The 26,797-nt window shown below is 67.6% G+C and carries 27 protein-coding genes and 1 pseudogene; 19 read left to right on the forward strand and 9 right to left on the reverse strand.

The window, feature by feature from the left end; genetic code table 11:
- Positions 1-66 precede the first annotated feature (66 nt).
- From pncA to G3N94_RS19525, 8 genes and pseudogenes are all read left to right on the forward strand, one after another.
- Positions 67-699, forward strand: coding sequence for a bifunctional nicotinamidase/pyrazinamidase (pncA, locus tag G3N94_RS19495; protein ID WP_205794218.1), 633 nt, complete (start codon positions 67-69; stop codon positions 697-699).
- A gap of 87 nt (positions 700-786) precedes the next feature.
- Positions 787-1,965: an acetyl-CoA C-acyltransferase gene (locus G3N94_RS19500; protein ID WP_205794219.1), complete on the forward strand. Its 1,179-nt coding sequence runs from the start codon at positions 787-789 to the stop codon at positions 1,963-1,965.
- A 390-nt stretch (positions 1,966-2,355) separates the two neighbouring features.
- Complete coding sequence (locus tag G3N94_RS19505) at positions 2,356-3,756, forward strand: sensor domain-containing diguanylate cyclase (RefSeq protein WP_205794220.1); 1,401 nt, start codon at positions 2,356-2,358, stop codon at positions 3,754-3,756.
- A 506-nt stretch (positions 3,757-4,262) separates the two neighbouring features.
- Positions 4,263-4,577, forward strand: a complete 315-nt coding sequence (locus G3N94_RS19510) for a Dabb family protein (RefSeq protein WP_205794221.1) — start codon at positions 4,263-4,265, stop codon at positions 4,575-4,577.
- Positions 4,574-5,053 carry a PaaI family thioesterase gene (locus tag G3N94_RS19515; RefSeq protein WP_205794222.1) on the forward strand — a complete coding sequence of 160 codons (480 nt, stop codon included), beginning with the start codon at positions 4,574-4,576 and terminating at the stop codon, positions 5,051-5,053. The genes G3N94_RS19510 and G3N94_RS19515 overlap by 4 nt, the downstream gene beginning before the upstream one ends.
- A gap of 69 nt (positions 5,054-5,122) precedes the next feature.
- A pseudogene (locus G3N94_RS42500) lies at positions 5,123-5,269 on the forward strand (NADP-dependent oxidoreductase); the annotation flags it as partial.
- Positions 5,270-5,333: 64 nt separating this feature from the next.
- Complete coding sequence (locus G3N94_RS19520; RefSeq protein ID WP_205794223.1) at positions 5,334-6,293, forward strand: alpha/beta hydrolase; 960 nt, start codon at positions 5,334-5,336, stop codon at positions 6,291-6,293.
- 40 nt (positions 6,294-6,333) lie between these two features.
- Positions 6,334-6,774 carry a GNAT family N-acetyltransferase gene (locus G3N94_RS19525; protein ID WP_205794224.1) on the forward strand — a complete coding sequence of 147 codons (441 nt, stop codon included), beginning with the start codon at positions 6,334-6,336 and terminating at the stop codon, positions 6,772-6,774.
- Positions 6,775-6,809: 35 nt separating this feature from the next.
- Here G3N94_RS19525 and G3N94_RS19530 read toward each other — a convergent pair whose 3' ends face one another.
- Both G3N94_RS19530 and G3N94_RS19535 read right to left on the reverse strand, forming a co-directional pair.
- Entirely contained in the window at positions 6,810-7,655 is an 846-nt protein-coding gene (locus G3N94_RS19530) for an NRDE family protein (protein WP_205794225.1), read from the reverse strand.
- Positions 7,656-7,731: 76 nt separating this feature from the next.
- Positions 7,732-8,769 carry a folate-binding protein YgfZ gene (locus G3N94_RS19535; protein ID WP_205794226.1) on the reverse strand — a complete coding sequence of 346 codons (1,038 nt, stop codon included), beginning with the start codon at positions 8,767-8,769 and terminating at the stop codon, positions 7,732-7,734.
- Positions 8,770-9,253: 484 nt separating this feature from the next.
- Here G3N94_RS19535 and mltG point away from each other — a divergent pair, with 484 nt between their 5' ends.
- From mltG to G3N94_RS19580, 9 genes are all read left to right on the forward strand, one after another.
- Complete coding sequence (mltG, locus tag G3N94_RS19540; protein WP_205794244.1) at positions 9,254-10,273, forward strand: endolytic transglycosylase MltG; 1,020 nt, start codon at positions 9,254-9,256, stop codon at positions 10,271-10,273.
- Positions 10,274-10,894 (forward strand): dTMP kinase, encoded by a 621-nt coding sequence (tmk, locus tag G3N94_RS19545; protein ID WP_205794227.1) that lies wholly within the window; start codon positions 10,274-10,276, stop codon positions 10,892-10,894.
- 58 nt (positions 10,895-10,952) lie between these two features.
- Positions 10,953-11,981, forward strand: coding sequence for a DNA polymerase III subunit delta' (locus G3N94_RS19550; protein ID WP_205794228.1), 1,029 nt, complete (start codon positions 10,953-10,955; stop codon positions 11,979-11,981).
- A 205-nt stretch (positions 11,982-12,186) separates the two neighbouring features.
- Entirely contained in the window at positions 12,187-12,966 is a 780-nt protein-coding gene (locus G3N94_RS19555; RefSeq protein WP_205794229.1) for a TatD family hydrolase, read from the forward strand.
- A 45-nt stretch (positions 12,967-13,011) separates the two neighbouring features.
- Positions 13,012-13,731, forward strand: a complete 720-nt coding sequence (locus G3N94_RS19560; protein ID WP_205794230.1) for an ankyrin repeat domain-containing protein — start codon at positions 13,012-13,014, stop codon at positions 13,729-13,731.
- Positions 13,732-13,831: 100 nt separating this feature from the next.
- On the forward strand, positions 13,832-14,188 hold the full coding sequence (locus G3N94_RS19565; protein WP_205794231.1) for a Rap1a/Tai family immunity protein: 357 nt from the start codon (positions 13,832-13,834) through the stop codon (positions 14,186-14,188).
- Positions 14,189-14,284: 96 nt separating this feature from the next.
- Positions 14,285-15,463: a mechanosensitive ion channel domain-containing protein gene (locus tag G3N94_RS19570; RefSeq protein ID WP_205794232.1), complete on the forward strand. Its 1,179-nt coding sequence runs from the start codon at positions 14,285-14,287 to the stop codon at positions 15,461-15,463.
- Between the two features lie 13 nt (positions 15,464-15,476).
- A complete protein-coding gene (locus tag G3N94_RS19575; RefSeq protein WP_205794233.1) occupies positions 15,477-16,655 on the forward strand; it encodes an AAA family ATPase in 1,179 nt (392 codons plus the stop codon).
- A gap of 231 nt (positions 16,656-16,886) precedes the next feature.
- Complete coding sequence (locus tag G3N94_RS19580; RefSeq protein WP_205794234.1) at positions 16,887-17,951, forward strand: glycosyltransferase family 4 protein; 1,065 nt, start codon at positions 16,887-16,889, stop codon at positions 17,949-17,951.
- 144 nt (positions 17,952-18,095) lie between these two features.
- Here the strand turns inward: G3N94_RS19580 and G3N94_RS19585 are convergent, their stop codons facing one another.
- From G3N94_RS19585 to G3N94_RS19595, 3 genes are all read right to left on the reverse strand, one after another.
- Positions 18,096-18,683 carry a YSC84-related protein gene (locus tag G3N94_RS19585; protein ID WP_205794235.1) on the reverse strand — a complete coding sequence of 196 codons (588 nt, stop codon included), beginning with the start codon at positions 18,681-18,683 and terminating at the stop codon, positions 18,096-18,098.
- A gap of 214 nt (positions 18,684-18,897) precedes the next feature.
- Complete coding sequence (locus G3N94_RS19590) at positions 18,898-19,338, reverse strand: hypothetical protein (protein ID WP_205794236.1); 441 nt, start codon at positions 19,336-19,338, stop codon at positions 18,898-18,900.
- Between the two features lie 234 nt (positions 19,339-19,572).
- Complete coding sequence (locus G3N94_RS19595) at positions 19,573-19,869, reverse strand: PsiF family protein (protein ID WP_205794237.1); 297 nt, start codon at positions 19,867-19,869, stop codon at positions 19,573-19,575.
- A gap of 269 nt (positions 19,870-20,138) precedes the next feature.
- Between G3N94_RS19595 and G3N94_RS19600 the strand changes: the two genes are divergently transcribed.
- On the forward strand, positions 20,139-21,167 hold the full coding sequence (locus tag G3N94_RS19600; RefSeq protein ID WP_205794238.1) for an asparaginase: 1,029 nt from the start codon (positions 20,139-20,141) through the stop codon (positions 21,165-21,167).
- Positions 21,168-21,283: 116 nt separating this feature from the next.
- On the opposite strand, the gene lysM is transcribed toward G3N94_RS19600, so the two are convergent.
- The 4 genes from lysM to gcl all read right to left on the reverse strand — a co-directional run bounded on the left by lysM (position 21,284) and on the right by gcl (position 25,846).
- Complete coding sequence (gene lysM, locus G3N94_RS19605) at positions 21,284-21,754, reverse strand: peptidoglycan-binding protein LysM (RefSeq protein ID WP_205794239.1); 471 nt, start codon at positions 21,752-21,754, stop codon at positions 21,284-21,286.
- A gap of 503 nt (positions 21,755-22,257) precedes the next feature.
- Positions 22,258-23,328, reverse strand: a complete 1,071-nt coding sequence (locus G3N94_RS19610; protein ID WP_277398558.1) for a 2-hydroxy-3-oxopropionate reductase — start codon at positions 23,326-23,328, stop codon at positions 22,258-22,260.
- Positions 23,216-24,025, reverse strand: coding sequence for a hydroxypyruvate isomerase (gene hyi, locus G3N94_RS19615; protein ID WP_205794241.1), 810 nt, complete (start codon positions 24,023-24,025; stop codon positions 23,216-23,218). Before hyi ends, G3N94_RS19610 begins: the two co-directional genes overlap by 113 nt.
- Before the next feature lie 45 nt (positions 24,026-24,070).
- Positions 24,071-25,846 carry a glyoxylate carboligase gene (gcl, locus tag G3N94_RS19620; protein WP_205794242.1) on the reverse strand — a complete coding sequence of 592 codons (1,776 nt, stop codon included), beginning with the start codon at positions 25,844-25,846 and terminating at the stop codon, positions 24,071-24,073.
- Between the two features lie 165 nt (positions 25,847-26,011).
- Between gcl and G3N94_RS19625 the strand changes: the two genes are divergently transcribed.
- On the forward strand, positions 26,012-26,797 hold a 786-nt coding region (locus G3N94_RS19625; protein WP_205794243.1), incomplete at its 3' end, for a LysR family transcriptional regulator.

Here is a 26,797-nt window from a genome sequence, read left to right on the forward strand (position 1 = left end):
GACCGCGAAGCATGGGGCCTGAGTAAGCGCTAAAGCGCTAACTCAGGCCGACACAGGAGACACGCGATGAAACGTACCGACGACGTGCTGCTCGTGATCGACGTGCAGTACGACTTCATGCCGGGTGGCGCGCTCGCGGTGCCGGACGGCGATGCGGTCGTGCCGGTCGTCAACGCGCTCGCCGCGCGCTTCGATCAGGTCGTGCTGACGCAGGACTGGCATCCGCGCGACCACGTGTCGTTCGCGGCGAACCATCCGGGGCGCGAGCCGTTCTCGACGCTCGCGCTGCCGTACGGCGAGCAGGTGCTGTGGCCCGTGCACTGCGTGCAGGACACCGACGGCGCCGCGCTGCATCGCGACCTCGACATCCCGCACGCGCGCCTCGTGATCCGCAAGGGCGGCGACGCGCAGGTCGACAGCTACTCGGCGTTCGTCGAGGCCGATCGCACGACACGCACGGGCCTCGCCGGCTACCTCCGCGAACTCGGCGCGAAGCGCGTGTGGTGCTGCGGGCTCGCGACCGACTACTGCGTCGCGTGGTCGGCACTCGATGCGCGCGCGGCGGGCTTCGAAGCGGCCGTGATCGACGACGCGTGCCGCGCGATCGACCTGAACGGTTCGCTCGCGAACGCATGGCAACAACTGCAGGCGGCGGGCGTGGCGCGAGTCACGGCGGCCGGCGCACGCCCCGCGGCGTAGCGCATTCATTCAATCCAGGAAGCAGGAATCTTTGCATCGGACAGGATCAGCGGCCAGGCACGCGATCCGATCGACAGGAGAACTTAGATGACCGAAGCCGTAATCGTATCGACCGCGCGCACGCCGCTCGCGAAATCGTGGCGTGGCTCCTTCAACATGACGCATGGCGCGACGCTCGGCGGCCACGCAGTCGCCGCCGCGCTCGAGCGCGCGAAGCTCGATCCCGCGCGCGTCGAGGACGTGATCATGGGCTGTGCGAACCCGGAGGGCGCGACGGGCGGCAACATCGCGCGGCAGATCGCGCTGCGTGCAGGGCTGCCCGTGAGCGTGCCGGGCATGACGGTGAACCGTTTCTGCTCGTCCGGACTGCAGACGATCGCGCTGGCCGCGCAGCGGATCATCGCAGGTGAAGGCGACGTGTACGTCGCGGGCGGCGTCGAGTCGATCTCGTGCGTGCAGAACGAGATGAACCGCCACATGGTGTTTGAAGGGTGGCTGCTCGAGCACAAGCCCGAGATCTATTGGAACATGCTGCAGACCGCGGAGAACGTCGCGAAGCGCTACGGGATCTCGAAGGAACGGCAGGACGAGTACGGCGTGCAGTCGCAGCTGAGGGCGGCGGCCGCGCAGGCCGAAGGGCGCTTTGCCGACGAGATCGTACCGATCACCGTGCGTGCCGGCGTTGCCGACAAGGCAACGGGGCGGCTCTACACGAAGGACGTGACGGTCACGGCCGACGAAGGGATCCGGCCGGATACGACGCTCGAAGGCGTCTCGAAGATCCGCTCGGCAGTGCCGGGCGGCGTGATCACCGCGGGCAACGCGAGCCAGTTTTCCGACGGCGCGGCGGCATGCGTCGTGATGAGCGCCGACACCGCGCAGAAGGAAGGCCTGCAGCCGCTCGGCGTATTCCGCGGCTTTGCGGTCGCCGGCTGCGAGCCGGACGAAATGGGCATCGGCCCCGTGTTCGCGGTGCCGAAGCTGCTGAAGCAGGCCGGCCTGAAGGTCGAGGACATCGGCCTGTGGGAGCTGAACGAAGCGTTCGCGGTGCAGGTGCTGTACTGCCGCGACAAGCTGGGGATTCCTGAAGACCGGCTGAACGTGAACGGCGGCGCGATCGCGGTCGGGCATCCGTACGGCGTGTCGGGTGCGCGCCTGACGGGCCACGCGCTGATCGAAGGCAAGCGGCGCGGCGTGAAATACGCGGTCGTGACGATGTGCATCGGCGGCGGGCAGGGTGCAGCCGGCCTGTTCGAAATCGTCTGACCTGTGCGTGGCTGGCGGGCGTCGCGGCGACGCCAGCCACACAGTCCGAATCGTCTCGGTCGTCCACGTCGTCCAGATCGTCAAATTCGCGCCGGCGGCCGCAACGAGCGGAGCCCGGCGCAGCAGCGTCGCAATGTGCGCCATTGCGCGATCCGATACGATCGCGAATCAATCGGTATCGCCCCGACGATGCTGTTTCCCCTTACTTGTCAAACGAATCGCCCCACCTATACTAGGCTCTGGCATTTGTCTTTCGGCAGAACGGGCCGGATCGCGCGTCGCGCGTCGCGCCGACAGCCGCGATACGTGCCCGGCATCTGGAGCGGGCGGCGCATCGTGATCGGACGTCCCCCGCATTCGAACCATGCAACGGATCGATCGGGGGCCGAAGTGACCACGACTTTCTCAGCCGGCGAACCGCCGCGCGCCGTCAGCGCCGTCGCCAAAATCTACGCGAAATGCCTGCTGGTCGGCTTCGCGTTGCTGCCAGCCTATCTGATTGCCTATCTGTGGTTCTTCGGCGATCCACGCCTGACATACGAGAGTCATGTGTTTCATGAACTCGCGATCGCCGCGGCGACGCTCGAGGGCGCATTTGTCACCTATGTGACGTGGGTCTGCTACCGCTCGTCCGGCGAGCCGCTGTTGCGCTGGCTGACGCTCGGCTTCCTCGGTTTCGCGATGATCTATGCGCTGCACGGCATGTTCACCGGCATGGCGCATCACAACATCTGGCTGTTCCTGCTGTACGGGCCAGCATCGCGGCTCGTGATGGCGATCCTGCTGCTGGTCGGCCTGATGTCGTATTCGCGGCCGTCCGATCGCGTCGACAAGCGCACGAGCCTGCGCATCTGGCTGCCGTGGATCGCGTTCTTCATGGTGGTCGACGCTGCGGTCGCGTATATCGCCTATTCGCCGGTGGCCGGCGCGCTCGGTACGCGGCTGTCGATGGAAGGCGGCGCGCTGGTGTTTTCGCTGCTCAACGTCGGCGTGCTGCTCGCGCGGCGCATCCGCTCGCCGCTGATGGTGATCTACGGGATGTCGATCATGGCGTTCGCGCTGTCGTCGCTCGCATTCATCCTCGGCAAGCCGTGGAACCACATGTGGTGGCTCGCGCATGCGATCTTCGCGGGCGGCTTCTTCCTGCTCAGCTACGGCGTCGTGCAAGCGCTGCAGACCACCCGTTCGTTTTCGGCGATCTACAGCCAGGAAGACCTGATGAGCCGCCTCGCGGAATCGATGGCGCGCTCCGAGAGCGCGCTGCAGGAATTGCGCCGCACCAACCAGAAGCTCGAATACCTCGCTGCGACCGATCCGCTGACGGGCGCGTCGAACCGCCGTCAGTTCATCGCGCAGGTCGAGCGCGAGATCCAGCGCGCGGAGCGCGACGGCACGCCGTTCTGCCTGCTCGCGCTCGACCTCGACAACTTCAAGAACATCAACGACGCATACGGGCACCAGATCGGCGACGAGGTACTGCGCGGCGTCGTGCGGCAGTGTCTCGAGGCGATCCGGCCGGCGGGTGGGCTCGCGCGGGTTGGCGGCGAGGAGTTCATGGCGCTGTTGCCCGAGATGCCGCTCGAGGGGGCACGGATGACGGCCGAACGCGTGCGCTCGTCGATCGCGAGTTCGCCGTTCGGGCTCGATTTCAAGCGCGTACAAGTGACGGTCAGCGTCGGCGTTGCGCAATACGGGATCGACGGCAGCACGGTCGATGCGTTGCTGCGCGCGGTCGACGAGCGGCTCTATCAGGCGAAGCGGGAAGGGCGGAACCGGGTTGTGGCGGGGTGAGGTGCGGCGGTTCGCAACTTCGGTTCCAGTGGACATCTGATGGATGGCTGATCGCGTCGTCATTCGCAGCTCCGGCGAGCAGTGGAGCGCGATCGTGATCCTCGGCGCGATCGGGCTGCCCCGTTCCGTTCCTCGCGGTCGTCTTCGGCTTCGGTGACCAGCTTGTGCCGGATTGCCAGCACGCGCAACGCGACGGCAATTGAACGCCGAAGACGGGTAACGCCCGGTCGAGCTTCGCAATACAGCCCATCGGAACCTGCAAGTTTGGTAGGCTTGGCGCCTGCCGTCGCGTGCACGCATCTCGACGCCGAAGGCGGCGTCGTGAAAAGGAGGGTATCGTCGCTGGACGTGCGGCGCGAAATCGCTTCGATACCCGCTTTTGCTTCGGCCGGGCGTCGAGATCGACGAGAGCGGACGAACGCCGGCGAATGCACAACTGCAGGGAAAATCCCGGCCGGCAAGGTTTGCAGCCAAAATGGCGAACCATCACGAAAGGAGCAAACGAAGTGATCAGACATATTGTCATGTGGAAGCTGAAGGAATCGGCCGAAGGCGCGACGCGTGCGCAGAACGCACTGAAGCTGAAGGAAAAGCTCGACGCCTGCCGCGACATCGTGCCGGGCATCCTGCATCTCGACGTGGGCGTCGCGACGCCGGGCCTCGAAGCCACCTACGACGTCGTGCTGGTGTCCGACTTCGCGGACAAGGCCGCGCTCGACGCTTACCAGGTGCACCCCGTCCACGAGGAAGTGAAGAAGTTCGTCGCGGCCGTGCGCGAAGAGCGCCAGTGCATCGACTATCTGGTCGACGACGCACGATGAGCGACGCAGCACAACAGGCCGATGGCCCGTCGATCGAGAGCCCGTTCGTCGACATGCTCGGCGTGCAGCTCGTGTCAGCGAAGGACGGCAAGAGCGAGATCGCGCTGCTGCTCGACGAGCGTCACATGAACACGTGGAGCATCGCGCACGGCGGCGTGACGATGACGCTAGCGGACGTCGCGCTCGCGATGGCCGCGCGCAGCCTGACCGATGACGGTGTCGGCGTCGTCACGGTCGAGATGAAGGTGAACTTCATGCAGCCGGGCCGCGGCGAACTGCGCGCCTACGGGCGCGTGATGCACCGCTCGACGACGATGGCGTACTGCGAAGGCGAGGTGCGTGACAGCGACGGCCATTTCGTCGCGAAGGCGCTCGGCACGTTCAAGTACATGCGGCGGCTCGCGGTGGGCCGCGACATCAAGCGGCAACGCACCCGCACCGCGCCGGACGCGCATCCCGGCCCGAGCGACGTGTAAGGTCGCAATACGCGGCTCTGCCTGTACGGCAGGGCCGTTCTCGTTTGCGGCGCGCGATCGTATGCGCCCGCGCTCGCGGAGCTGACCGAGCTCGTCGCGACGAAGCAGCTGCACTACCGCGTATCGATCGCGTACAGGCTCGAGCGTGCGCCCGAAGCGTTCGTCGGGATGCTGAAGGGCCACAACTTCGGCAAGCAGCTCGTGCAGCTCGTCTGACGCGGGCATGGCATCATGTGACGCTTGTCCGTGAGCGGCGCCGTGCAGGCGCCCGTTATTTCCGATGCCGCTGAATCCGAAGATCGCCCAGATACTCGACATGGTCGAGCGCGCGAAACGTCCGTCCTACCACCACCAGACGCCGCAGCAGGCGCGCGCCGCCTACGAGAGGAGCGCGCCGATCCTCGACGTGGTGCCCGCGCCGATGCATACGGTCGAGGATTGCGTCGTGCCGACGCGCGATGGCCGCTCGATCGGCGCGCGCCTGTATCTGCCGATCGAGCCGAGCCTGGCCGAGCCGCTGCCGGCGCTCGTCTACTATCACGGCGGCGGCTTCACGGTCGGCAGCGTCGACACGCACGATGCGCTGTGCCGGATGTTCGCACGCGACGCGCAATGCGCGGTGCTGTCGGTCGACTACCGGCTCGCGCCCGAGCACAAGTTTCCGACCGCCGTGAACGATGCGGACGACGCGCTGCGCTGGCTGCATCGAGAGGCGCATGCGTTCGGCGTCGACGCGGCGCGGCTCGCGGTCGGCGGTGACAGCGCGGGCGGTACGCTCGCGACCGTCTGCGCGGTGCTCGCGCGCGACGCGGGCCTTCGCGTCGCGCTCCAGCTGCTGATCTACCCGGGCGCGACCGGCCACCAGCAGACCGAATCGCATGCGCGGCTCGCGAACGGCTTCCTGCTGTCGCAGGACACGATCCAGTGGTTCTTCTCGCAATACCTGCGCGAACCGGCCGATCGCGACGACTGGCGTTTCGCGCCGCTCGACGGCACGCGCGGCGCGCCGTCGTTCGCGGGCATCGCGCCCGCGTGGATCGCGACCGCCGAGTACGATCCGCTGAGCGACGAAGGCGTCGCGTATGCGGGCAAGCTGCGCGCGGCGGGTGTTCCGGTCACGCTGACCTGCTACCCGGGAATGATTCACGAGTTCTTCAAGATGGGCGGCTACGTTCCCGAAGTGCGGGCCGCGCATGCGGACGCGGTTGCGGCGCTGCGGGCGGCATTCGACGACATCTGACGGCTGGCAGCTAGCGGTGACTCGGCCGCGCGGAGGGGGCATGGCGGACTGCGTGGTGGAAACGGGTGACTGGGCAACGCTGGGCGGCGACGCTGCGCGCATTCGCGACGCGGTGTTCGTGCGCGAGCAGCGCATTCCGGCGGAAATGGAACTGGACGACGACGATCCGCTGTCGCGCCACGCGGTCGCGTACCGGATCGATCGCGCAACCGGCGCGCGCCGCGCTGTGGCAACCGGACGGCTGCTGCCGACGGCCACGATCGGCCGCGTCGCGGTGCTCGCCGACGTGCGCGGGCAGGGCGCCGGGTCGGCCGTGCTGCACGCGCTGCTCGACGAGGCGCGGCGGCGCGGCGATCCGCTCGTGCGGCTCTATGCACAGGAACCGGCCGTGCCGTTCTACCTGCGGCACGGTTTCTCGGCGGTCGGAGCGCGCTTCGTCGAAGCCGGCATCCCGCACGTCGAGATGACGCGCGCGCCCTGAGCCGACGACGCGGCAAACGCGGGCCTACGCCCGCGTCAGCGGACCTGCGTCGCGTCGATGTCGAACGTGAACGTGCGCTCGAACGCGCCGGGACGGACGATGCGATGCGAGCCGTCGTCGTCGCAGCGTTCCTTGATGTCGACCGTCAGCCGCACGCCTTCCTTCATCGTGACCCGCAGCGCGGTCGTGCCGCGCGTGCCGTATTCGGGCGTCTCGATGAACGCGGCGGACAGCGCGCGCTCGCGTTCGAGCGGGATGCCCGTGTGCGGCAGCACGTCGTCTTCGGCGATGTGCGGGTCGCGCATCAGCGCGATCAGGTCGTCGAGCGGCGGCGCCGGGTCGTCGGTCAGCATGGTGCCGAGTTCGGCGCGCTTGCGCACCACTTTCGGCCAGGGCGTGTCGAGCCGCGCGTTCGACAGCGCGTGCACGCCGGCCGGGACCAGCGCGGGCGCGGCGACGCCGCTCTCGCCCTCGGCCGCGCGGTTGCAGAACCACGCGAGCTCGCGCCGCTTCCAGTTGCCGACGAGCAGGTTGAAGCCGTTGTACATCGCCGCGTGCTCGGCGAGCCGCGCGAGGTAGTCGAGCGGTGCGACCGGCTGCCCGCCGAGGTAATCGGACACGAGCTTGCCGCGGGTCGGCGCGCCTGCGCGGATGTCGAACGGCGCACGGTAGTTCGTGAGCGCCGCGAAGCGGCCGTCGCGCGACACACCGAGCCACGTGCCGCCGGCTTCGAGGTCGCGGCCGGCCAGCACGCCCGGCACTTCCTCCCACCAGGAGAGCGGCGCGCTCGTGCGGCGGAAGAACTCGTCGCGGTTGGCGGTCAGGGTAAAGACGGGACCGGCGGCGGCATCAGGCTGCCAGTCGAAGGCAATCAGACACATCGGGCGAATCTCTCGCAGAAAACTTCAGGCGCCGGCCGCAATGCACAGGCCAGCGCGCGAACGAATGGATGGCCGGTCACACTTCCGTCGGCCACGCGTAGGGCAGCGGCACGAACGCGAGCGTCGGGCCGTCGGCCGCGCCGAGATGCACGCTGCCGCTGTCGAGCGCGGTGAGCTTGATCTCGACGAGCGCGTCGACGCCGCCTGCCGGTGCGGCCGCCGCGTTGACGATCATCCCGCACGGCTGGCCCGGGTCGTCGCTGTGGAACAGCTCGATGCCCGCGCGTGCCGTGTCGGTGTCGCCCGCGACATGCGCGAGCGCGGTGCGGCGCTTGATCGTGCCGCGATAGTGGCTGCGCGCGACGATTTCCTGGCCCGGATAGCAGCCCTTGCGGAAGTTCACCGCACCAACCACGTCGAAGTTCACCATCTGCGGCACGAACTGCTCGACGGCCGGCTGCGTAATGCGCGCCTCGCCCGCGCGGATGTCGAGCCAGTCCCACACGGCCGGCGACACGGCAGGCAGCTTGCCGTCGAGCGCGGCGATGCGCGCATCGACGTCGGCGCGCGTGCCGATCCACAGGTAGCGTCGCTTGCCGGCCGCGTCGGGCACGCGGATCAGCGTGCCGGCGGGGCCGTCGACCTTCACGTGCACGCCGTCCGGCAGCGCGTCGAAGATACCCGACAGTGCGCCGCGCACGTCACCCGCGAAGCCGATCACGGCGAGCGTGTCGCTCGCGTCCGACAGCTTCGCCTTCGCGCGCAGCACGAACATCGACAGCCGCTTCTGCGCGGCGGCCTGCACGTCCTTCGACACGAGGAGCCGCACGCCGTGACCCGCGCGCCACGCGAGAAACGACGCGAGCAGGCGCCCCTTCGGCGAACAGTAGCCGGCGAGCCTTGCGCTCGCGGGGTCGAGGTGCTCGATGTCGTTGGTGAGCTGGCTGTGCAGGAACGTCGCGGCGTCGTCGCCGGCCACGTCGATCACGCCGAACTGCGGGAGCGGCATGTACGCGCCCGGCGCGTCGAAATCGGCGGCGGACGGGCGGGGGAATACAGGGAGCGAGGCGGGGGCGGCGGCCTGGGCGGCCGTTGTAGCGAACGGTGTGCTCATGGAACGAGGAAACTGTCGATTTGTATGCGGCGTGCGCGAACGGGTGTGGCATGGACCCTGACGAGACGCGATCCATGCTCATGTCAGGCGCTGACCGGATTCTGCAATGCCTTGGCGTCGCTGGAGCGTCATGCTCCGGTCGCGCCAAGGCCGGTCACGCCATTCTAGTCGCTCGCGCCCGATCCCGCAGACCTTCCCGGCTGCCCCCACGATGCGCATGGCTTTACGGAGCGCGCCAGCGATCCCGCAGCCGCATTCCTGGCATGCGATGCGGGCGCCTTGCTCCCGGTGATGCGATCCGAAATTGAATCGATGGCCGACGATGGCGCCGAGATGCTGTGACCAAAGCATGCCCACACCGATACAATGTAGGGCTCGACATCCCCGAAAGGCCACCAGCGTGGCCAGGCCCCAACGCCGATCGGCGCGAGGCTTTTCGTTAAAAATCAGTGCGTTACTGCTTTAAAGTCAACTGCCTATTGTGCTGTCCCTATTGAAGAAATCCGCCGCGACGTTCGCGGCGGTGGCCATCGTCGCGGCCGCAGCCGGCGCGGGCGGCGCGTATTACTGGGCGACCCGGCCGCTGCTGCTCGGCGCGGCGTCGCTCGACGTCACGATCAAGCCCCGCAGCAGCGTGAAGAGCGTCGCCCAGCAGCTGAAGCGCGGCGGCGTGCCGGTCGAGCCGTTCGCTTTCGTCGTCATGACGCGCGTGCTCGGTCTGTCGAGCCAGCTCAAGTCCGGCAACTACGAATTCAAGACCGGTATCACGCCGTACGAAGTGTTGCAGAAGATTGCGCGCGGCGACGTCAACGAATACGTCGCGACGGTGATCGAGGGCTGGACCTTCAAGCGGATGCGTGCGGAACTCGACGCAAATCCGGCGCTCGCGCATTCGACGGCCGGGATGAGCGATGCCGACCTGCTGCGCGCGATCGGCGCGCCCGACAGCGCGGTGCAGCGCGGCAGCGCCGAGGGCCTGTTCTTTCCCGACACCTATCTGTTCGACAAGGGCACGAGCGACCTGAACATCTACCGGCGCGCGTTTCGTCTGATGCAGACGCGGCTCGACGAGGCATGGGCCGCGCGCGCGCCGGGCCTCCCGTACAAAACGCCTTACGAAGCGCTGACGATCGCGTCGATCGTCGAGAAGGAAACCGGACACGCGGCCGACCGTGCGTTCGTCGCGGCGGTGTTCGCGAACCGGCTGCGCATCGGCATGCCGCTGCAGACCGATCCGTCGGTGATCTACGGGCTCGGCGATGCGTACGACGGCCATCTGCGCAAGCGCGATCTGCAGGCGGACACTCCCTACAATACGTACACGCGGCGCGGCCTGCCGCCGACGCCGATCGCATTGCCGGGCACGGCCGCGTTGCAGGCGGCGATCAATCCGGCGGCGACGGGCGCGCTGTACTTCGTCGCGAAGGGCGACGGCACGAGCGTCTTTTCCGACACGCTCGGCGATCACAACAAGGCCGTGGACAAATACATACGAGGTCAATAGATGGCGCGCGGTAAATTCATCACGTTCGAGGGCATCGACGGGGCGGGGAAGACCACCCACCTGAACTGGTTCTGCGAACGGCTCCAGGACAAGCTGGCCGGGGCCGGCAGGCAGGTCGTCGTCACCCGCGAGCCGGGCGGCACGCAGCTCGGCGAGAAGCTGCGCGAGATCCTGCTGAACCAGCCGATGGACCTCGAGACCGAGGCGCTGCTGATGTTCGCGGCGCGCCGCGAGCACCTCGCGCTCGTGATCGAGCCCGCGCTCGCGCGCGGCGACTGGGTCGTGTCCGACCGCTTCACCGATGCGACGTTCGCCTACCAGGGCGGCGGCCGCGGGCTGCCGCGCGACAAGCTCGAGACGCTCGAGCGCTGGGTGCAGGGCGGCTTCCAGCCGGACCTGACCGTGCTGTTCGACGTCGCGCCGCAGGTTGCGAGCGAGCGGCGCGGCGCCGCGCGGATGCCCGACAAGTTCGAGAGCGAATCCGACGCGTTCTTCGCGCGCACCCGCGGCGAATACCTGCGGCGCGCGGAAGAGGCGCCGTACCGTTTCACGATCGTCGACGCGACGCAGTCGATCCCCGAGATCCGCAAGCAGCTCGAAGGCGTGCTCGCCGCGCTGTAATGTGTCGCTGTAACGCGTCGCTGTAACGCGTCGCTGTAACGCTCAACAGAGGAAGCAGATGATCTATCCGTGGCAAACCGACGACTGGAACCGCCTGCAGCAGCTGCGTGCGCAATGGCCGCACGCGCTGTTGCTGCACGGCCAGGCCGGGATCGGCAAGCTGCGTTTCGCGCAGCATCTCGCGCAGGGCTTCCTGTGCGAAACGCCGCAGGCGAACGGCGAGCCGTGCGGCACCTGCCCGGCCTGCAACTGGTTCGAGCAGGGCAACCATCCGGACTACCGGATCGTGCTGCCGGAAGCGCTTGCCGGCGAAGCGCCTGGCGCGGCGGACGACGCGAAGCCCGCGGACGCGGACGACGGCGGCAAGAAGACCCGCGCGCCGAGCAAGGAAATCAAGATCGAGCAGGTGCGCGCGCTGCTGGATTTCTGCGGCGTCGGCTCGCACCGCGGCGGCGCGCGCGTCGTCGTGCTGTATCCGGCCGAGGCGCTGAACGTCGCCGCATCGAACGCGCTGCTGAAGACGCTCGAGGAGCCGCCGGCGGGTGTCGTGTTCCTGCTCGTGTCGGCGCGCATCGACCGGCTGCTGCCGACCATCATCAGCCGATGCCGGCAGTGGCCGATGACGGTGCCGGCGCCGGACGCGGCCGCCGCGTGGCTCGCCGCCCAAGGCATCGCCGACGCGCCGGCGCTGCTCGCCGAGGCGGGTGGCGCGCCGCTCGCGGCGCTGGCGCTTGCAAGCGACGAGAACCGTCCGCTGCGCGATTTCACGCTCGGCCAGCTCGCGGCCGGCGTGGGGTGCGACCCGTTCGCATGTGGCGAGACGCTGCAGAAGCTGCCGGTGCCGCTCGTGCTCGGCTGGCTGCAGCGCTGGCTGTACGATCTGCTTGCGCAGCGGATGGCGGGCGCGCCGCGCTACTTCCCCGCGCATGCAGCCGCATTGGCGCGCTGCGCGAACGCGCTCGACGCGAATGCGTTCGCGCGCTTCATGAAGGCCGTGACGCGCCAGCGGATGGTCGAGAATCATCCGCTCAACGCGCGGCTGGTATTCGAGGAGCTGTTTCTCGGATATCGCGACATGTTCGCGTGAGCCAGGATTGGCTTCGATTGGTTGATAGGCGATGACCGATATCGATCGGGACGTGACCGACGCCGATCTGCCCGCGAACTGCCCGCGATCGCCGGCACGCGGGCCGGCCGCGTGCCGCGCGCGTCGCCCGTCAACCGGAGCGGCCCGCACGGGGCGCCCCACGTAACCCGTTATCGGGAAACTTCAGGAAACGTCAGGAAACGCGATGTTCGTCGATTCTCACTGCCACATCAATTTCAAGGGTCTCGCGGATCGCCTGCCGGCGGTGCTCGAGAACATGCGCGAGCATGACGTCACGCACGCGCTGTGCGTGTCCGTCGATTTCGAGACGCTGCCCGACGTGCTCGCGATCGCCGACGCGCACGACAACGTCTATGCGTCGGTCGGCGTCCATCCCGACCACGAGGACGCGCAGGAGCCGACGCTCGCCGAGCTCGTCGAGCTGGCCGCGCACCCGAAGGTCGTCGCGATCGGCGAGACGGGCCTCGACTACTACCGGCTCGAAGGCCGCTCGATCGCCGACATGGAATGGCAGCGCGAGCGGTTCCGCACGCACATCCGCGCCGCGCATGCGACGGCCAAGCCGCTGATCATCCATACGCGCGCGTCGTCGGAAGACACGCTGCGGATCATGGCCGAGGAGCGCGCGGAAGTGCCGGGCGGCGTGATGCACTGCTTCACCGAGACGTGGGCCGTCGCCGAGCAGGCGCTCGCGCAGAACTTCCATATCTCGCTGTCGGGGATCGTCACGTTCAAGAACGCGACCGACGTGCAGGACGTCGCGCGGCGCGTGCCGCTCGACCGGCTGCTGATCGAGACCGACTCGCCGTACCTCGCGCCGGTGCCGTATCGCGGCAAGCCGAATGAACCTGCGTACGTCAGCCATGTCGGACGCTTTATCGCGTCCGAGCGCGGGATCGCCGTCGAGGCGCTCGCCGACGCGACCACACAGAACTTTTTCCGGCTGTTCAAGATCGCCCGCTGACGGCGGCGCGATGCAGCCGACAACCCAGGGAAGGAGCCCACAACAATGACGAAGCCGATCAAACATCTGCCGAAACGCGCGTCGGCGGCCGCACTCATCGCCGCCGCGCTCGTCGCGGGCGGCCTGTTCGCGTCTGCCGGCGCGCACGCGGAATCGCTCGACGCGATCGTCAAGGCGGTCAAGTTCGACGACATCGCCGATATCGGCAAGCAGCTGAAGAACGGCCTCGATCCGAACACGCTCGCGCCGAACGGCGATCCGCTCCTCGTGGTCGCCGCACGCGAGAAGTCCGACAAGGTGGCGGCGGCGCTCGCCGCCGCGCCGAACGTCGATCTCGAGAAGGAAGACAAGGCCGGCGAGAACGCGCTGATGCTCGCGTCGCTGAACGGCGACGTCGGCCTCGTGAAGCTGCTGATCGACAAGGGCGCGGAAGTCAGCAAGAAGGGCTGGGCGCCGCTGCACTACGCGGCGACCAACGGCCAGGACGCGGTCGTCAAGGTGCTGCTCGACCACGACGCGTACATCGACACCGCGTCGCCGAACGGCACGACGCCGCTGATGATGGCGGCGCGCGGCAACCATGCGACGACGGTCAACCTGCTGCTCGACCAGGGCGCCGATCCTCAGGTGAAGAACCAGCTCGGCATCACCGCGCTCGAGTTCGCGAAGCACTACAAGGCGCCGGACGCGACGGAGATCCTGTCCAAGCGGACTGTGCGCGTCGGCGCATCGTCGCCGGCGGATGCGCAAAAGAGTGCAAAATGAGGGTTTTCGGCGCGGCCGGCTTGGGTGCGGCCGGCATCCCGGCACCGCCGCGCCGATCATCGCAGCGTGCGGCTCCGGCCGTATAGACAAAAGGAACACCATGTTGCGGGCTATGTTTTGTGCCGCGGCGTTTGCCGTGCCGCTGACGGCGGCGGCGTTCACGGGCGCGGATCTCGACCGGCTGTGCGCGAAAACGGACGTCAAGTCGCGGGCGTCGTGCGCGGCCTACATCGAAGGCGCTGCCGATGGCGTCTACAACACCATCGACGCGATCGGCGGCACGACCGGGCCGCGCGTCGGCCAGTATTTCTGCCTGCCGCCTGACATCAAGGCGCAACAGATGACCGACGCGGTGCGCAAGTACATCGCGGAGAATCCGAAGCTGGCCGACTATAACGCAAGCACCGCGGTGTCGCTCGGCCTCGGCAAGGCGTTTCCCTGCAAGGGCGGCAACTGACCTCGCGCCGTGTCCGGGCGGGTGCCGCGCCCGGACCTTGCTGACGCATCCCGGGCGACGCGCGCGTCGTCCCGAACCGAAAAGCAGCTCAGGCCGATGATTTCAATCGAGGAACTGCAGCGCATCGCCGATGCGCCATTGCATTCGTGGCTTGGCACGCTGGCCGTGTCGGCCGTCGTGTTGCTCGTCGGCGCGGCCATGCACCGGATCGGCGCACGTATCGTCAAGCGCATCGCGCGCCCGTATCCGATGATGAGCGTCGTGCTGCGCTACATCGACAAGCCATCGCTCGTCACGCTCGCACTGCTCGCGCTCGAATTCCTGTGGGTGCAGGCCGACGACGGCATGTCGTTCGTGCGCGGGATGCGCGCCGCGGCGGCCGTCGGCACGATCGTCGCGCTGACCTGGCTGCTCGTGCGGCTCGCGGCAGCGGTGGGCGAGGCGATCATCCAGGCGCATCCGGTCGACACCGCGGACAACCTGCAGGCGCGCAGCATCCATACGAAGGCGCGCGTGCTGTCGCGCACCGTGATGATCCTGATCGTGATCATCGGCACCGGCGCCGCGCTGATGACATTCCCGAACGTGCGCCAGGTCGGCGCGAGCCTGCTCGCGTCGGCCGGGGTCGCGGGCCTCGTGGCCGGTATCGCCGCGCGCCCGGTGCTCGGCAACCTGATCGCGGGCCTGCAGATCGCGCTGACGCAGCCGATCCGGCTCGACGACGTGGTCGTGATCCAGGGCGAGTGGGGGCGCATCGAGGAGATCACCGGCACCTACGTGTCGGTGCGTCTGTGGGACCAGCGGCGGCTCGTCGTGCCGCTGCAGTGGTTCATCGAGAACCCGTTCGCGAACTGGACGCGCAACAGCGCCGAGATCATCGGCACGGTGTTCCTGTCGGTCGACTACCGGACGCCGCTCGCGCCGCTGCGCGACGAGCTTGCGCGGCTCGTGCAGGGTGCGCCCGAATGGGACGGCCGCGTGCAGGTGCTTCAGGTGACCGATGCGACCGAGCGCACGATGCAGTTGCGGGCGCTCGTCAGCGCGGCGGATTCGTCGCTGTGCTTCGACCTGCGCTGCCGCGTGCGCGAAGGGCTTATCGCGTATATCCAGGCGCACTATCCGCAATGCCTGCCACGTAGCCGCACCGAACTGTACGCCCATGCGTCCTCGGCGGACGCGCGGCACGCCGAGCGTCCGCACGCGCCTGCCGCCAGCACGGCGGCCAACACTGCAGCCAACACCGCAGCCGATCCGACGGCCACCGGCGGACGCTGACCCGAACCGATTCATGACGGCTCTCCACACCCTCGCCATCGCCAACTACCGCTCGCTGCGCGAGCTGATCGTGCCGCTCGCGGCATTGAACGTCGTCACCGGGCCGAACGGCAGCGGCAAGTCGAGTGTGTACCGCGCGCTGCGGCTGCTCGCCGATACCGCGCAGGGCCGCGTGATCCCGTCGCTCGCGCGCGAAGGCGGCCTGCCGTCGACGCTGTGGGCGGGCCCCGAGCGGTTCTCGCGATCGATGCTGTCCGGCGACACGGACGTCACCGGCACGGTGCGCAACGGGCCCGTGAGCCTGAGACTCGGTTTCGCGTGCGACGATTTCGGCTATGCGATCGACCTCGGGTTGCCGGTGAAGAACGACGCGTCGATGTTCAGGCTCGATCCGGTCGTCAAGCGCGAATGCATCTGGGGCGGGCCGCTGCTGCGGCCGTCGACGCTGCTGGTCGACCGGCAGGGCGCACAGATCCGCGCGCGCACCGGGTCGGGCGACTGGCAGACCGTCCCGCAGCCGGTCGCGAGCTTCGACAGCATGATGACGGAGTTCGCCGATCCGCGTGGTGCGCCGGAAATGATCGCAGTGCGCGAGCGGATCCGGTCGTGGCGCTTCTACGATCATTTCCGCACCGATGCGCAAGCACCCGCACGGCAATCGCACATCGGCACGCATACGCCGGTGCTCGCGGACGACGGCGCCGACCTTGCCGCCGCGCTGCAGACGATCCGCGAGATCGGCGACGGCGCGGCGCTCGACGCGACAGTCGACGATGCGTTCCCCGGCGCGTCGGTCGAGATCGACAATCCGGGCGGCCGCGGCCGGTTCGACGTGCTGATGCGCCAGCCGGGGCTGCTGCGGCCGCTGGCGGCCGCCGAACTGTCGGACGGCACGCTGCGCTACCTGCTGCTCGCGGCGGCGCTCCTGACGCCGCGGCCGCCGGCGCTGATGGTGCTGAACGAACCGGAAACGAGCCTGCACCCGGACCTGCTGCCCGCGCTCGGCCGCCTGATCGCGCAGGTGGCGCGGCATTCGCAGGTGATCGTCGTGTCGCACGCGGCGCGGCTGATCGCGACGCTCGAGCGCGAGGCCGGCTGCGAATCGCTCGTGCTCGACAAGCAGCTCGGCGCGACCGGGCTCGTCGACGCCGACACGCGCGATCTGCCACCGTGGAAATGGCCGGCGCGCTGACGCGCAGGCGGGACGCACTGCGTGCGGGGCCGGACGGACCGGACTCCGCAACCGGACTGCGCGACTGGACTCCATGACCGGATCCCGTAACCGGACCCTGTAACCAAACCCCGGAATGTATCCGGCCTGTAACAACGCCCATAAAATGCAAGACGGCCGGTGCTGCGCTGCCGGATCGCTAATAATGAGAAATTCGGCCGGCACCGTTCCGGCCCCATGGAGACGTGGAACATGAGAATTGCCCAGATCGCCCCGCTGACCGAGTCGGTGCCGCCGAAGCTTTACGGCGGCACGGAGCGCGTCGTGTCGTACCTCACCGAGGCGCTCGTCGACCTCGGGCATGACGTGACGCTGTTCGCGAGCGGCGATTCGACCACGCGCGCGAAGCTCGAGCCCGTGTGGCCGCGTGCGCTGCGGCTCGACTCGTCGATCCGCGACCGGATCGCGCCGCACATGCTGCTGATGGAAACGGTCGCACGCCGCGCGAAGGAATTCGACGTGCTCCATTTCCACATGGACTACTACTCGTTCTCGATCTTCAACCGCCAGGAGGTGCCGTACGTGACGACGCTGCACGGCCGGCTCGACCTGCCCGAGCAGCAGCCGGTGTTCGACACGTTCAACACGGCGCCGGTGATCTCGATCTCGAACGCGCAGCGCCAGCCGCTGCCGCAGGCGAAATGGCTGACGACCGTCTATCACGGGCTGCCTGAATCGCTGTATACGCCGCAGCCCGTCGAGCCTCGCTATCTCGCGTTCCTCGGCCGCATCTCGCCGGAGAAGCGCGTCGATACGGCGATCCGCATCGCGCGGCAATGCGGACTGCCGATCAAGGTCGCCGCGAAGATCGACGCGGCCGACCAGGAGTATTTCGACCGCGAGATCAAGCCGCTGTTCGCGTTGCCGCATGTCGAATACATCGGCGAGATCGCCGATCACCAGAAGGCGGAATTCCTGTCGGGCGCGCATGCGTTGCTGTTCCCGATCGACTGGCCGGAGCCGTTCGGCCTCGTGATGATCGAGGCGATGGCGTGCGGCACGCCGGTGATCGCGTTCAATCGCGGCTCGGTGCCGGAGGTGCTGGACGAGGGCGTGTCGGGTTTCATCGTCGAGGACGAGATCAGCGCGGTCGCGGCCGTGAACCGGCTGCACCTGGTGCCGCGCGCGCGCGTGCGGCAGCGCTTCGAGGAGCGCTTTACGTCGCACCGGATGGCGCAGCAGTATGTCGACGTCTACCAGTCGGTGATCCGTGCGCAAAAGCGTTCGCGCTTCAAGGTGATCGATTCGACGAGCTGAGCGCCTGAAGCGCCTGAACCGAGCCTGAAACATTTCGCGCCGGCGAAAAAAACGGCGATGTCCGCGAGGACATCGCCGTTTGCACATGCAGGCGGCCCGCGCAGCACGCGGATAGCGGGCGGGCAGCGGGCTGGAAGCGGGGCGTCAGATCTTCAGCTTCGTGACCTTCGTGCCGTTGATCGACACGTCGCCCATCAGACCGGCATTCGTCAGCACGATGACCTGGACCGGTGCGGTAGCCGTGGTCGTGTCGACCGCGCCGTTCGCGCCCATCTTCACGAGCGCGACCGATGCGCCGGCGCCGGCAGCCCAGCCGTCCGAGCCACGGAATTCGTCGAGCGATTCCTGCGTCATGAACAGGAACACGATCGCCTTCGATTGCGCGCCGGCCTGCAGGCCGACCGACAGCGACGACGTGTTGAAGTAGCCGACCGTCGCGCCGCCGACGCGCAGCGCGCCGTTGCCGGTCTGGCCGCCGACGATGAAGCCGGCCTGGATCACTTCCGGGAACACCAGCACGCCGCGCGACTTCGCGACGAGCTCACGCGAACCCTTGACCGTCGAATACAGGCGCGACAGCGTCGCATCGACGCTCGAGTCGATCGCCTGGCGCTTCGACGCATTGGTCGCAGCGTTGTCGGGCTTGTCGGGCGTCGTGGTGCAGCCGGTGAGCGCAAGGCTGCCGACGATCAGCGCCGCGGCGGCTTTCAGCACGAGATTCCGTTTTTGCATCGTTCTTCTCCATCGGATGACATTCGGAGTGAGTCTCGCTCACGGAGCGGACCACGGCGGCAGTTATATCACAGCGGATTACAACGGCTTTTCATGCAGAGGTAAAAGAGCGTCAAATCGGATGGCCGTGTCGCAGCAGGCCAACGGATGCGCCGGTGCCCGCGCGCCGATGCGGCGTCGGGACAGCCAGCAGGATGCGGGCGGCGCGAACGTGTCAATGTGTTACCGGCGGCTTGATGGGCGGTCGCCGCAGCGCGCGGCGGATCAGCGCGATGACGACGCCGCACGCGAACAGGAACGCGGCCGGCACGACCCAGTAGCCGACGAACGCATGCCACAGGTAGCTCGCGAGCGTGTTGCGGCGCACCACGTATTCGTCGCGCGCGGCCTGCTGGCGCGGCGCGTTGGCGGCCAGCACGTCGGCCGGGCAGCCGGCCGCGCGGGCGTCGTCAGGGGTGCCGTGGCAGCGCGCAGCGGCGCCGGCGGCGCGCTGCGCATCGGTGAGTTCCCACGTGGTCAGCGCGAGCTGCAGGTCCGCCTTGTTGTAGGCCATCTCCTCGCGGATCTCGCGCACGGCGACGATCGCGACGGGCACGGCCCAGAACACGATCACGATCAGCCAGCGGCGGAACCAGCGGTGTTGTCTCCATGCCATCCATGCCTCCGTTTGACGCGCTGTGTGCGTCCGTGTCGAGGGCGGCCCGATGGCGCTTCTTTTGCTTGGATGGGCCGCGTTGCAGCCATCATAGAAGAAAACGCGGCGAATTGCCGCACCGTATGACGGGTATCCGTGGCACGCATGGTTCCGATGCCGGATGCGCGGGCAACGAAAACAAAAATGCCGCGCCCGTCGGAACGGTGCGCGGCATCGAGGCGGGAGCGTCGGAAATCAGGCGGCCGGCTGGTTGCTCAGGCAGCCCTTCATGAATGCCTTGCGCTCGTCGCCCTTCTTGCCGGCGGCGTCCTTGTTGCAGGCCTTCATCTTGTCCTGTTGCGTCATCGGCTTTGCCGCTGCCGGCTTGGCCGACAGGCAGTCCTTCATGAACGCCTTGCGTTCGTCGCCCGACTTGCCGGCTGCCTGCGCGTTACAGGCCTTCATCTTGTCCTGCTGGCTGTTCGCCGCGAACACGGGGGAAGCGAGCATGCCGCCGACGAGCAGTGCAGCTACGAGCGATTGGATTTTCATTTGACACTCCCATGGGGTGAATTGCGTTTTATTGACGCCGTCTCGAAGCAGGGCATCCAGCGGGGACGCATCGCGCCGCGCGCTCCGATTATGGTCAATCAATGTGAAAACACCGATACAGCACTTCCTATAACGTGGCGGGCGTGGCGTGCGTTGACGGCGGGCGCGGCCAGGCGATCGGGACAAACCATGAGAGCCGCGCGCATGACGCGGCGTGCGTTGCGTCGGGGGCTATCGGCCGCGGATCGCGAGCCATTACAATCGCGCCCATGAATACTCCGAATCAGGCTTCCCCTTCGTCGCTGGCGTTGCCGCGCATCGCCGTGCTCGCCACCGGCGGCACCATCGCCGGGGCCGCGCCCGACGCGGCCAGCACGGCCGGCTATCAGGCCGGCGCGCTCGGCGTGAACTTCCTGCTCGACGCGGTGCCGGCACTCGCGTCGGTCGCGGATATCCACGCCGAGCAGATCGCCAGCATCGACAGCAAGGATCTCGCGCTGCCGCTGTGGAATACGCTCGCCGCACGAATCGCCGCGCTGATGGCTGACGATGCCGTCGACGGCATCGTGATCACGCATGGCACCGATACGCTCGAGGAAACCGCCTATGCGCTGCACCTGACCGTGCAGGGCGACAAGCCGGTCGTGCTGACGGCGGCGATGCGTCCGGCGACCGCGCTGTCGTCCGACGGGCCGCTCAACCTGCTCAACGCGGTGACGGTCGCCGCGAATCCGGCCGCGCGCGGGCAGGGCGTGCTGGTCGCGTTCAACAACCGGATCCACGGTGCGCGCGACGTCGTGAAGACGAGCACGTACGCGGTCGATGCGTTCCATTCGCCGGAGCTCGGTGCGCTCGGCTGGGTGCAGGACGGCCGCGTCGAGTTCGCGCGTCGCGTCGCGCGTGCGCGCGATACGCAACTGGTAATCGACACATCCGGCAGCACATGGCCGCCGGTCGAGGTCGTCGCGAGCTATGCGGGCGTCACGCGCACGGCGGTCGATGCGCTCGTCGCGGCCGGCGTGCGCGGGCTCGTCGTCGCGGGCACCGGCAACGGTTCGATCCACGCGACGCTGCAGGCGGCGCTCGCCGATGCGGTGAAGCAGGGTGTCGTCGTGGTTCGCGCGTCGCGGGTCGGCTCGGGGCACGTGATGAAGAATGGCGCCGCGAACGACGACGCGCTCGGCTTCGTGAGCGCGGGATCGCTGAATCCGTACAAGGCACGCGTGCTGCTGATGCTCGCGCTTGCCAACGGGATTCACGCGGGCGGCGACGTGCAGCGTTTGTTCGACGCGTACTGATCGATCGCGCTTGAATGCAAAACGCCCGATGCGGTGCATCGGGCGCTTCACTGACAACTTTCAGTGACAAACCGGTGTCAGCCTGTTCGAGGACTCGACAGGTCCTGCCGGATTGATCAGGACTGCGGCGGAATCACGAGCTTCTGGCCCGGGTAGATCCGGTCCGGGCTCGACAGCATCGGCTTGTTCGCGTCGAAGATCACGGTGTTCTTCGAGCCGTCGCCGTAGTACTGCTCGGCAATCTTCCACAGGTTGTCGCCGGACACGACGTCGTGATACTGGACTTCCGGATCGTCCGGCTGCAGGTCGTCGTCATTGACGACCGCGACGCCCTGCACGTTGCCGGCCGCGACCTTGACCTTGGCCTTCGTGTCGAGGTCGGCAACGCTGCCCGACAGCGTGACGGTGCGCGACGCGCCGTCGAACGCGACGGTCAGGTTCGACGTGTCGAGACCCTGCGCGTTGATGTAGTTCTTGATCGCATCGGCCGCGGTCTGGTTCGCGGCATTCGGGTCGGCTGCCGCTTGCTCGTCGGCATGACCCAGCAATTTTTCACCCGCCTCTTTGATAAACGAAAGAAGACCCATCGTTGCACTCCTTAGGTGGTTGAAAAGAAAACGCGCCGTGAAGTGGCGAAAAAACACCGCGCTGGGCGCGTTTCGCCAAGGGCGTACGCGAGCGCGGCGGTTTTCTCGAAAGGCGTGGCGAAAGTGTAGGCGTTCACGGCGTCAATTGCATGAATAATTGCGCGCGTGAAGGTAAAGAAGTGTAAGACGCGAAATCCGACAGACGGACACCCGACGACGACGTCTGACCGACCAAGGCTTCCCCGGCGTCGCCGGGTGCCGCTGCGGACCCCACCACGCCGCTCTCAGCCCAGAGCGGCGCTTTTCGCCCCGCCGCGCCGATATGAGTGGCGCGGCGGGGCGCCCCACCGTGATGCGCGAAGCGTTCGCGCATCGATGCGATCCGTCGCTGCGGAGCGCATCGTCGATTCGTGCCGCCCGCGCAGGCGGACGGCTGGTCGTGCGTTTTTGTGCGCGTTCGGACGCTTTCGTACGACTACGTACGCTGCGTGCGCTTCGTATGATTACGCTGCCTTCGTGTCGGCCTGCGGTGCCGCGATCTCGAAGTTCGACATGATCTCGAGCGCACGCACGAGCGCCGAGTGATCCCATGCCTTGCCGCCGTGCGACGCGCACACGCTGAACAGCTGCTGGGCGCTCGCGGTGTGCGGCAGCGCGAGGCCGAGCTTGCGCGCGCCGTCGAGCGCGAGGTTCAGATCCTTCTGGTGCAGCTCGATGCGGAAGCCCGGATCGAACGTGCGCTTCGTCATCCGCGCGCCGTGCACTTCGAGGATGCGCGACGCCGCGAAGCCGCCCATCAGCGCCTGGCGCACGCGCTCCGGATCCGCGCCCGAACGTGCGGCGAACAGCAGCGCTTCGCCGACGGCCTCGATGTTCAGCGCAACGATGATCTGGTTCGCGACCTTGCAGGTCTGGCCCGCGCCGTTGTCGCCGACGAGCGTGATGTTCTTGCCCATCGCGTCGAACAGCGGCTTCGCACGTTCGAACGCGTTCTGCGGGCCGCCGACCATGATCGTCAGCGTCGCTTCGCGCGCGCCGACTTCGCCGCCGGACACCGGTGCGTCGAGGTAGTCGCAGCCGAGCGCGTTGATCTGCTTCGCGAATTCCTGCGTGTCGAGCGGCGAGATCGAGCTCATGTCGATCACGAGCTTGCCGGCCGTCAGGCCCTTCGCGACGCCGTCGTCTGCGAACAGCACGTTACGTACGTCCGGCGTGTCCGGCACCATCGAGATGATGATGTCCGCGTTCTGCGCGACTTCAGTCGAGTTCGCGACGACCTTCGCGCTCGCGCGCAGGTCGTCGGGGATCGGGAACGCGCCGTTCACGACGAGTTGATGGTCGCCCTTGAGCAGGTTGCGCGCCATGTGCGCGCCCATGATGCCGAGGCCGATGAAACCGATGGTTGCCATGTGAAAGTCTCCTATAGGGGCGTATGCGGGAAAGCTGCGGGAAGGCCGAGTGTCAGCCCGCGCGGCGTGCCGAACCCGGTGCGCAGCCGGCGACGCTCTGCAGCCAGCCGAGGCCTTCCGTCGTGGTGGTGCGAGGCTTGTATTCGCAGCCGACGTAGCCGGCATAGCCGAGCCGGTCGAGCAATGCGAACAGGAACGCGTAGTTGATCTCGCCGGTGCCCGGCTCGTTGCGGCCCGGGTTGTCCGCGAGCTGGACGTGGCCGATCGACGCGAGGTTACGTTCGATCGTCGCGGCCAGTTCGCCTTCCATGCGCTGCATGTGATAGATGTCGTACTGCAGGAACAGGTTGTCCGAGCCGACCGCGCGGATCACGTCGAGCCCTTCGGACGAGCGGTTCAGTGCGAAGCCCGGAATGTCGAAGCTGTTGCACGGCTCGACGAGCAGGCGGATGCCTTCGCGCTTCAGCGCATCGGCGGCGAAACGCAGGTTGTCGACGATCGTGACGAAGGTCGTGTCGCGCGGCGTGCTCGCCGACGGAATCCCGACCAGGCAGTTCAGTTGCGGCACCTTCAGCGCCTTCGCGTACTCGATCGCGCGGCCGACGCCTTCCTGGAACTCGCCGACGCGATCGGGCAGGCACGCGACCCCGCGCTCGCCCTGGTCCCAGTTGCCGGCCGGCAGGTTGTGCAGCACGAGGCGCAGGCGATTCGATTCGAGCCGCTCCGCGAGTTCCTCCTTCGCGTACGGATACGGGAACAGGAACTCGACGGCGTCGAAGCCCGCGGCCGCGGCCGCGTTGAAGCGGTCGAGGAACGGCACTTCGTTGAACAGCATGGTCAGGTTTGCAGCAAACTTCGGCATGAGCTAAGCCTCTTCGGTCGGTCAGTCGACAGGATGGGTGGCGGGTCAGTCGAGCAGCGAGATCGCGGTCGGCGCGTGTTCGGCTTTCTCGGCGAGATCCTCGAACTCGTTGATCGCGTCGATCTCGGTACCCATCGAGATGTTGGTCACGCGCTCGAGGATCACTTCGACGATCACCGGCACGCTGAACTCTTCCGCGAGCGCTTGCGCCTGCTTCAGCGCGGGCTCGATCTCTTCCGGCTTGAACACGCGCAGCGCCTTGCAGCCGAGGCCTTCTGCGACGGCCACGTGATCGACGCCATAGCCGTTCAGTTCTGGCGCGTTGACGTTGTCGAACGCGAGCTGCACGCAGTAGTCCATATCGAACGCGCGCTGCGCCTGGCGGATCAGCCCGAGGTACGAGTTGTTCACGACGACGTGCACGTACGGCAGCTTGAACTGCGCGCCGGCGGCGAGCTCCTCGATCATGAACTGGAAGTCGTAGTCGCCCGACAGCGCGACGATCGGGCGCCGCGGATCAGCCGCACGTACGCCGAGCGCGGCGGGGATCGTCCAGCCGAGCGGGCCGGCCTGGCCGCAGTTGATCCAGTTGCGCGCCTTGAACACGTGCAGGAACTGCGCGGCCGCGATCTGCGACAGGCCGATCGTGCTCACGTAGCACGTGTCGCGGCCGAACACCTTGTTCATTTCCTCGTACACGCGCTGCGGCTTCACCGGCACGTTGTCGAAGTGCGTCTTGCGCTGCAGCGTGCGCTTGCGTTCCTGGCATTCGGCGACCCACGCGCTGCGATCCTTCAGCTTGCCGGCCGCCTTCCATTCCAGGGCGACAGCGACGAACAGCTCGAGCGCGGCCTTCGCGTCGGACACGATGCCGAGATCCGGGCCGAACACGCGGCCGATCTGGGTCGGCTCGATGTCGACGTGCACGAACTTGCGGCCCTTCGTGTAGACGTCGACGCTGCCCGTGTGGCGGTTCGCCCAGCGGTTGCCGATGCCGAGCACGAAGTCGGACGCGAGCATCGTCGCGTTGCCGTAGCGGTGCGACGTCTGCAGGCCGACCATGCCGGCCATCAGCGGGTGATCGTCCGGAATCGCGCCCCACGACATCAGCGTCGGGATCACCGGCACGCCGACCGTTTCCGCGAAGGTGACGAGCAGGTCCTCGGCCGCTGCGTTGAGCACGCCGCCGCCCGACACGATCAGCGGCTTGTCCGCGTCGTTGAGCATCGCGAGCGCCTTCTCGATCTGCGCACGCGTCGCCGCGGGCTTGTAGACGGGCAGCGGTTCGTAGGTGTCGATGTCGAATTCGATTTCGGCGAGCTGCACGTCGATCGGCAGGTCGACCAGCACCGGGCCCGGACGGCCCGAGCGCATCAGGTGGAACGCCTGCTGGAACACGCGCGGCACGAGCGCCGGTTCGCGCACGGTGACGGCCCACTTCGTGACCGGCTTCGCGATCGACTCGATGTCGACTGCCTGGAAGTCTTCCTTGTAGAGGCGCGCGCGCGGCGCCTGGCCGGTGATCGCGAGAATCGGAATCGAGTCGGCCGATGCCGAGTAGAGGCCGGTGATCATGTCGGTGCCGGCGGGGCCCGACGTGCCGATGCACACGCCGATGTTGCCCGGCGCGGCACGCGTGTAGCCTTCGGCCATGTGCGACGCGCCCTCGACGTGGCGGGCCAGCACGTGGCTGATGCCGCCCGACTTGCGCATCGCGGAGTAGAACGGGTTGATCGCGGCGCCCGGCACGCCGAACGCGGTCTGGATGCCTTCCTTCTCGAGCACGAGTACGGCGGCGTCGACGGCTCTCATCTTGGCCATGAATGTCTCCTTGAATATGGCGGATCTTGCGAATCGGTCTGTTGGAGACACTTTAGGGATGCATGAAAGGTTTGATAAGATCAGCCGGAGTCGCTTTTTTCGAAACTAAAAGTATTGAATGACGGTGTGTCGGGCGTCGCCCGGCCGTCATGCAGGAGACGCGAGATGGACCGCTTCAAGCAGATCGAGACCTTCGTGCGGGTCGCGGACGCGGGCAGCCTGGCGGCCGCGGCGCTCGAGGAGGGCGTGTCGCCGGTCGTGCTCGGCCGGCGCATCGACGCACTGGAACAGCGCCTCGGTGTGAAGCTGATGTACCGCTCGACGCGCAGGCTCGTCGTCAGCGAGGAGGGCGCGGCATTCCTCGAGCGATGCCGCGGGCTGCTCGCCGAATGGGACCAGGCCGAGAACGAGCTGGCCGCCGGGCGGCGCTCGGTGAGCGGCCACCTGATCGTGTCGGCGCCGGCCGCGTTCGGCCGCAAGCACGTCGCGCCGCATGCGCCGGGCTTTCTCGCCGACAAGCCGGACATGCAGCTGTCGTTCAACCTGACCGACCGCGTCGTCGACCTCGTGCGTGAAGGCTACGACCTGTCGATCCGGATCGGCGGCGTGGTCGATCCGAACTTCGTCGCGGTGAAGCTCGCGTCGAACCGGCGCGTCGTGTGCGGCACGCCGGAGTATTTCCGCCGGCACGGCCGCCCGAAGACACTCGACGACCTGCTCACACACAACTGCCTCGCGTTCAACCTGCAGGGCGGCCAGAACCGCGGCTGGTATTTCCAGCGGCACGGCAAGATCGCGACGATGCGGGTGACCGGCAATCTCGACTGCAACGACGGCGAACTGCTGCACCGCTGGGTATCGGAAAGTCTCGGGCTCGGCTGGCGTTCGACGTGGGAAATTGCCGCGCAGCTCGAAACGGGCGAACTCGAGACCGTGCTCGACGAATACGCG

Source organism: Burkholderia sp. Ac-20353 (assembly GCF_017104785.1).
Lineage (GTDB): Bacteria > Pseudomonadota > Gammaproteobacteria > Burkholderiales > Burkholderiaceae > Burkholderia.

Coding starts and splice junctions, on each gene's coding strand:
- lysM (WP_205794239.1), bottom strand. CDS start 21,754: ATGGGTCTTCTTTCGTTTATCAAAGAGGCGGGTGAAAAATTGCTGGGT.
- G3N94_RS19500 (WP_205794219.1), top strand. CDS start 787: ATGACCGAAGCCGTAATCGTATCGACCGCGCGCACGCCGCTCGCGAAA.
- G3N94_RS19555 (WP_205794229.1), top strand. CDS start 12,187: ATGTTCGTCGATTCTCACTGCCACATCAATTTCAAGGGTCTCGCGGAT.
- G3N94_RS19550 (WP_205794228.1), top strand. CDS start 10,953: ATGATCTATCCGTGGCAAACCGACGACTGGAACCGCCTGCAGCAGCTG.
- G3N94_RS19560 (WP_205794230.1), top strand. CDS start 13,012: ATGACGAAGCCGATCAAACATCTGCCGAAACGCGCGTCGGCGGCCGCA.
- G3N94_RS19595 (WP_205794237.1), bottom strand. CDS start 19,869: ATGAAAATCCAATCGCTCGTAGCTGCACTGCTCGTCGGCGGCATGCTC.
- G3N94_RS19575 (WP_205794233.1), top strand. CDS start 15,477: ATGACGGCTCTCCACACCCTCGCCATCGCCAACTACCGCTCGCTGCGC.
- G3N94_RS19525 (WP_205794224.1), top strand. CDS start 6,334: ATGGCGGACTGCGTGGTGGAAACGGGTGACTGGGCAACGCTGGGCGGC.
- G3N94_RS19590 (WP_205794236.1), bottom strand. CDS start 19,338: ATGGCATGGAGACAACACCGCTGGTTCCGCCGCTGGCTGATCGTGATC.
- G3N94_RS19535 (WP_205794226.1), bottom strand. CDS start 8,769: ATGAGCACACCGTTCGCTACAACGGCCGCCCAGGCCGCCGCCCCCGCC.
- G3N94_RS19530 (WP_205794225.1), bottom strand. CDS start 7,655: ATGTGTCTGATTGCCTTCGACTGGCAGCCTGATGCCGCCGCCGGTCCC.
- tmk (WP_205794227.1), top strand. CDS start 10,274: ATGGCGCGCGGTAAATTCATCACGTTCGAGGGCATCGACGGGGCGGGG.
- G3N94_RS19610 (WP_277398558.1), bottom strand. CDS start 23,328: ATGCCGGCTACGTCGGCTGCGAATACAAGCCTCGCACCACCACGACGG.
- hyi (WP_205794241.1), bottom strand. CDS start 24,025: ATGCCGAAGTTTGCTGCAAACCTGACCATGCTGTTCAACGAAGTGCCG.
- G3N94_RS19565 (WP_205794231.1), top strand. CDS start 13,832: ATGTTGCGGGCTATGTTTTGTGCCGCGGCGTTTGCCGTGCCGCTGACG.
- G3N94_RS19600 (WP_205794238.1), top strand. CDS start 20,139: ATGAATACTCCGAATCAGGCTTCCCCTTCGTCGCTGGCGTTGCCGCGC.
- pncA (WP_205794218.1), top strand. CDS start 67: ATGAAACGTACCGACGACGTGCTGCTCGTGATCGACGTGCAGTACGAC.
- gcl (WP_205794242.1), bottom strand. CDS start 25,846: ATGGCCAAGATGAGAGCCGTCGACGCCGCCGTACTCGTGCTCGAGAAG.
- G3N94_RS19520 (WP_205794223.1), top strand. CDS start 5,334: ATGCCGCTGAATCCGAAGATCGCCCAGATACTCGACATGGTCGAGCGC.
- G3N94_RS19570 (WP_205794232.1), top strand. CDS start 14,285: ATGATTTCAATCGAGGAACTGCAGCGCATCGCCGATGCGCCATTGCAT.
- G3N94_RS19580 (WP_205794234.1), top strand. CDS start 16,887: ATGAGAATTGCCCAGATCGCCCCGCTGACCGAGTCGGTGCCGCCGAAG.
- G3N94_RS19515 (WP_205794222.1), top strand. CDS start 4,574: ATGAGCGACGCAGCACAACAGGCCGATGGCCCGTCGATCGAGAGCCCG.
- G3N94_RS19585 (WP_205794235.1), bottom strand. CDS start 18,683: ATGCAAAAACGGAATCTCGTGCTGAAAGCCGCCGCGGCGCTGATCGTC.